Raw genomic sequence first — 5,429 nt, forward strand, 5'->3', positions numbered from 1 at the left:
CGGCACCAGCTCTTCGGTCACGGTCACCATCAAGGGCGCCAACGACGCTGCCGTCATCTCCGGCGCAACCGCCGGCTCCGTCACCGAAGACACCGCCGTCAACGCCTCCGGCAGCCTGACCACCGGCGGCACCCTGTCCGTCGCCGACATCGACAACGGCCAGGCCGTGTTCCAGGCCCAGCCGGCCACCGCCGGCACCTACGGCACCTTCACGCTGACCTCGGCCGGCGTGTGGACCTACGCAGCCTCCAACAACAACGCCGCGATCCAGACGCTGCGTGCCGATCAGTCGCTGACCGAGACCTTCACCGTCAAGAGCGCCGACGGAACCTCATCGAGCGTCACCGTCACGATCAACGGCACGAACGACGCCGCGATCATCGGCGGCACGTCGACCGGCAACGTCGTCGAGGCCGGAGGCCTCAACAACGCCACCGCCGGCACGCCGACCGCTTCGGGCTCGCTGACCATCGCCGATGTCGATTCGGGCCAGGCCTCGTTCGCCACGCCGGCCAGCCTCGCGGGGACCTACGGCACATTCACGTTCAACACGTCGACCGGTGCCTGGACCTATGCACTCGACAACTCGAAGCCCGCCACGCAGGCCCTGACCGCCGGCCAGCCGGTGCACGACACGCTGACCGTCACCAGCCTCGACGGCAGTGCCACCAAGCAGATCGACGTCACCGTCACCGGTGCCAACGACACCGCCGTGATCACTGGCACCGCCACCGGCAGCGTGACCGAAGCAGGCGGTGTCAACAACGCCACCGCGGGTACTCCGAACGCCTCCGGCACGCTGACCGCGACCGACCCCGATGCCAGCCAGTCCCTGTTCGCCACGCCTTCCAGTCTCAGCGGCCTCTACGGCAACTTCACCTTCAACCCGTCGACCGGCGCCTGGACCTACGCACTCGACAACAGCAAGGCGGTCACGCAGGCGCTGACCGCCAACCAGATCGTCCACGACACCCTGACCGTCACCAGCTTCGACGGAACCGCGACGAAGCTGATCGACGTCACCGTCACCGGCACCAACGACGCCCCGGTCGCCAGCAACGACAGCGGCACCGTCACCGCCGCCGGCACGCTGACCGTGGCGACCGCCGCCGGCGTGATCCTGGCCAGCGGCGGCAGCGGCGCCGACACCGACGTCGAAGGCGACGCCTTGACCGTCAGCCTGGCCGGTGCCGGCACCGGCACGCCAGCCACGACGGTCGCCCCCGCAGGATCGAGCATCACCGGCACCTACGGCACGCTGACGCTCAAGTCCGACGGCAGCTACTCCTATGTCGCCAACAATGCGGATGCGGTCGCCACCGGCGCCTTCGTCACCGACGTGTTCACCTACCAGGTGAAGGACCCGAGCGGCGGCACGTCGAACGCGACGCTGACCATCCAGGTCGCCGGGCAGGCCGACACCCTCACCGCCGTCACGCCGACCACGACGGTGATCACCAACACCCAAGGCCTGAACGGCGAGTACTACGGCTACAACGACAGCACCGTCAACGGCAACCGCCGCCACAGCGACGACGCCAGCGTCGGCAACCTCGACCGCGTGTCCGACTTCAACACGCTGGTCAACGCGCGCAACGCGGCGATGGGCGGCAGCAACAACATCCTCGGCACCTCGACGGCCGCCGTCACCGGCACCGTCGACGCCCGCTTCGTCGCCAAGACCATCGACTACGGCAGCGCACCCGACGTCAGCAACTCGCTCGGCTCGAACAGGAACGTCGCGGCCGGCGGATCCACCGCGCCCCTGACCGACAACAACAGCTCGCTGTACAAGTTCCTGCACCGCACCGCCGGCAGCGATGCCGGATCGCTGAGCATCGAGACCGGCACCGGCGCCGGCAGCGTCGGCGGCAGCGGCCCGACCAGYGGCCTGGGCACCACCACCGACGCAGGCGTGCGCCTGACCGGCGAGGTGTACATGGCCGCCGGCACCTACGACATCCGCGTCACCGCGGACGACGGCTTCCGCCTGATGCTGGACGGACACCAGGTCGCGGTCTACGACGACATCCAGTCGCCGACCACCCGCGTCTACACCGGCGTGCCGATCACCGGCGGGCTGACGGCGCTGGAGCTGCTGTACTGGGAGCAAGGCGGCAACGCCGTGCTGAAGATCGAGATCAAGGCCACCGGCTCGGCAGACACGACCTACCAGACGCTGGGCACGAGCAACTTCGCGATGTTCAGCGACGCGAATGCGCCGACGCTCTCGGACACGCAGGACATCGTGATGAGCGGCGGCCAGTACGTGATCCGCACCGGCTCCACGCTGGACGGCGGTGTCGGCAACGACACGCTGACCGGCAGCGCCGCCCGCGACAAGCTGATCGGCGGGGCCGGCAACGACGCGCTGAACGGCGGCGACGGCGCCGACACGCTGATCGGCGGCAAGGGCAACGACACGCTGGCCGGCGGCACGGGCCATGACGTCTTCCAGTGGAAGTTCGCCGACCAGGGCACGACCGCGGCACCGGCGCGCGACGTCATCACCGATTTCGACAACACCGCCAACTCGGGCGACGTGCTGGACCTGCGCGACCTGCTGGTCGGCGAGCTGCACACGGCCAACACGGTGACGACGGCTGCCTCCATCGGCACCAACAACGCGACGGCGATCACGGTCGACCACGGCAACCTGAACAACTACCTGCACTTCTCGGTGGTGGGCGGCAACACGGTGGTCGAGGTCAGCACCGGCGGCGGCTTCACCAACGGCACCTACAACGCGGCGGCGGTGAACCAGGTGATCACGCTGAACGGCGTCAACCTGGTGAGCACCTTCACCACCGACAACCAGGTGCTGGACGACCTGCTGAAGCGCGGCAAGCTGGTGGTGGATTGATGGCGGGCGGGGCCCGCGCCCGCTTCAACTGTTTTCGCTGATCCAGGGCCCGGTGGCCCCGTCGATGCCGCAGTCCCACAGGCGCTGCGCATCGGCGGCGTTGCTCACGCCCTCGGCGTACACCTGCAACGACAGCCCGTGCAGCAGCGTCACCGTGCCGCGCACGAAGGCGGCGCGGTTCTCGTCGCTGCCCACGCCCTGCACGATGGCCGCGTCGAGCTTCACGTAGTCGAGCCCGGCCTCGAACAGCCGCGGGATCTTGCCCAGCCGCTCGCCGGCATGCTCCAGCCCGAGCCGGATGCCGGTCGGGCGCAGCTGCCGGCCGAGCTCCTGCAGCAGCCCGAAGTGCTCGACGGCCGCGTTCTCGGCCACCTCGAGCCAGATCAGCCGCGCCACCTGCGGCGCATTCCACAGCAGCGCGCGCAGCCGTGCCGAGAAGCCGCTGTCGGCCAGCGACGACGGCGACAGGTTCACGCAGCGCGGCTTGCCGTCGCGCGCCGCATCGCGCAGCGCGAGCGCGAGCGCGCATTCGTCGATGTCGACCGTGAGCCGGCTGCGGATCGCCAGCGGCAGCCAGCGCGCGGCCGGCTCGTACACGCCGTTCGGCTCCAGCTGCAGGCGCAACGGGCATTCGAGGTGGATCAGGTCTTTGCGCACGTTGACCAGCGGGAAGCTGACCAGGTGGGCGCGCTGCTGGCCGATCGCGTCGCGGATGCGCTGGCGCCAGGCGCCCTCGCCCAGCATCGCGACGGCGACACTGCCCTCTCCGCCCAGTTCCACTGCGAACGGCCCGCGGCTCTCGGCGCGCGCCAGCGCGGCATCGGCCTCGCTCATCACCTGCGCCATCGTCATCTCGCGGCGCAGCTCGAGCGCGCCGACGCTGACGCCGGCCTCGGCACTGAGGTTCGGCAGCACCAGGCTCAGCGCATCGGCCAGCGCCTGCGCGGTCTCGCGCGCCATGCCGGCCACCGGCAGGCACAGCGCGAAGTCCGAGCCGTTCAGGCGGCCGATGAAGCAGCCCTTCACCCGATCGCCGTACGGCCGCAGCGCCTGGGCCACGGTGGTGATCATCCGGTCGGTCTCGGCATGGCCGAGGGTCCGGTTCAACCCGGCCAGGTCGAGCACGCGCAGCAGCACCAGGCCGCCCTCGGCCGCGCCGTCCTCGCGCTGCAGCATCACGGCCAGCTGGCCGAGGAAATGCGCCCGGTTCGACAGGCCGGTCAGCCGGTCGCAGTTGGCCTGCTGGCGCAGCCCTTCCAGCTGCTCGGCCTGCGCCTGGAACGTGATGCGCAGGCGCCCCACCATCGTGTTCATCGCCTGCGTCACGCGGCGCAGCTCCGGCACGCCGGGCTCGGGCACCGTGGTGAACTCGCCGCGCACCAGCGCCTGCGCCTGGTCGACCACCGAATCGAGCGGCCGCCGGATGCGCCGGATCATCAGCGTGCCGGCACCGCCCGCCAGCAGCCCGACCAGGCCGAGCGCCAGCGCCGACCACAGGCTGCTGCGCCACAGCTCGTCGTGCGCATAGCCGCTCTGGCTGATCAACTCGACGCGGCCGAGCGCGCGCCAGCCATCCGACACCTGCGCCACGCCCTGCGGGGCGGAGATCGGCACCAGCCGCGCGAACCAGCCCGGCGCCTCGCGCGGGGCGCCGGAGGCCTCGCGCTGGAAGGCCACGCTGCCGTCGCTCGCGACGAAGCGGATGCGGCTGTAGTAGCCGCTGTCGAACTGCGCGGCCAGCAGCAGGTTCATCAGTTCCTTGTCGCCATGCTGCTGCGACAGCGCGAGCGCCAGTGCCGTCGCGTTGTCGGCGTTCTTCAYGCCCAGCTGGGTCTGCAGGTAGCCGCGCGCCGATTCGACCGCGACGGTCACGCTGCCGGCAAAGGCCAGCAGCACCGTGCCCAGCAGCAACAACCAGATCTGGCGGATCAGCGACATGCTCTCTCCCTCGTTCGTTGACTCATTGGAACCCCTCGGCGCGGGCCTTCGCAAGCACTTCGCGCCAGCGCGACAGGCGCACCGACGGGTCGCCGGCCGCCTGCGGGCCGACGCCCTGCCACAGGCCGTCGCTGTTGAAGCTGAAGACGGGGGTCAGGTCCGGCCGCCGCGACGCCGGCCGCACCTCGGTGATCAGGTTGTCGAGAATCAGCGGCTCGGCGTCCGGCGTGGCATACCAGGCGAGCACCATGTGCGCCTGCACCACGCCGTTCGGCCCGCCGATCTGCGCCCGCACGTAGACGAGCCGCAGCTTGGCGATCGGCACGCCGAGCGCCAGCAGGCTGAAGTACTTCGCGATCGCGTAGTCCTCGCAGTCGCCGGCACCCTTGCCCAGCGTCTCGAGCGGGCTGGCCCAGTAGTCGACCTGGCCCCAGACCTCGGTGTCGTCGCGAAACAGCACACGGCGGTTGAAGAACTCGTTGATCGTCTGCAGCCTGGCCGGCTCGTCCAGCCCCTGGGCGGCGGCCAGCACCGGCTGCAGCGCGCGCACGCCGTCGACGGCGCGGGGCGAGATGCGCTGCGCGGCGGCCAGCATGCGGTCGGCGTCCCAGGCGCCCGAGGGCACGCC

3 protein-coding genes are annotated in these 5,429 nt (G+C 70.6%); 1 reads left to right on the top strand and 2 read right to left on the bottom strand.

Annotated features, from left to right (window positions below):
- Positions 1-2,863 (top strand): VCBS domain-containing protein (locus AC1D1T_RS29700; protein WP_477993049.1); only part of this gene is annotated, 2,863 nt, incomplete at its 5' end.
- Between the two features lie 24 nt (positions 2,864-2,887).
- Here the strand turns inward: AC1D1T_RS29700 and AC1D1T_RS29705 are convergent.
- Entirely contained in the window at positions 2,888-4,801 is a 1,914-nt protein-coding gene (locus tag AC1D1T_RS29705; RefSeq protein ID WP_477993050.1) for an EAL domain-containing protein, read from the bottom strand.
- Positions 4,802-4,823: 22 nt separating this feature from the next.
- Positions 4,824-5,429 (bottom strand): transglutaminase-like cysteine peptidase (locus tag AC1D1T_RS29710; RefSeq protein WP_477993051.1); only part of this gene is annotated, 606 nt, incomplete at its 5' end.

It is taken from the genome of Rhizobacter sp. P2_H3 (genome assembly GCF_056403355.1).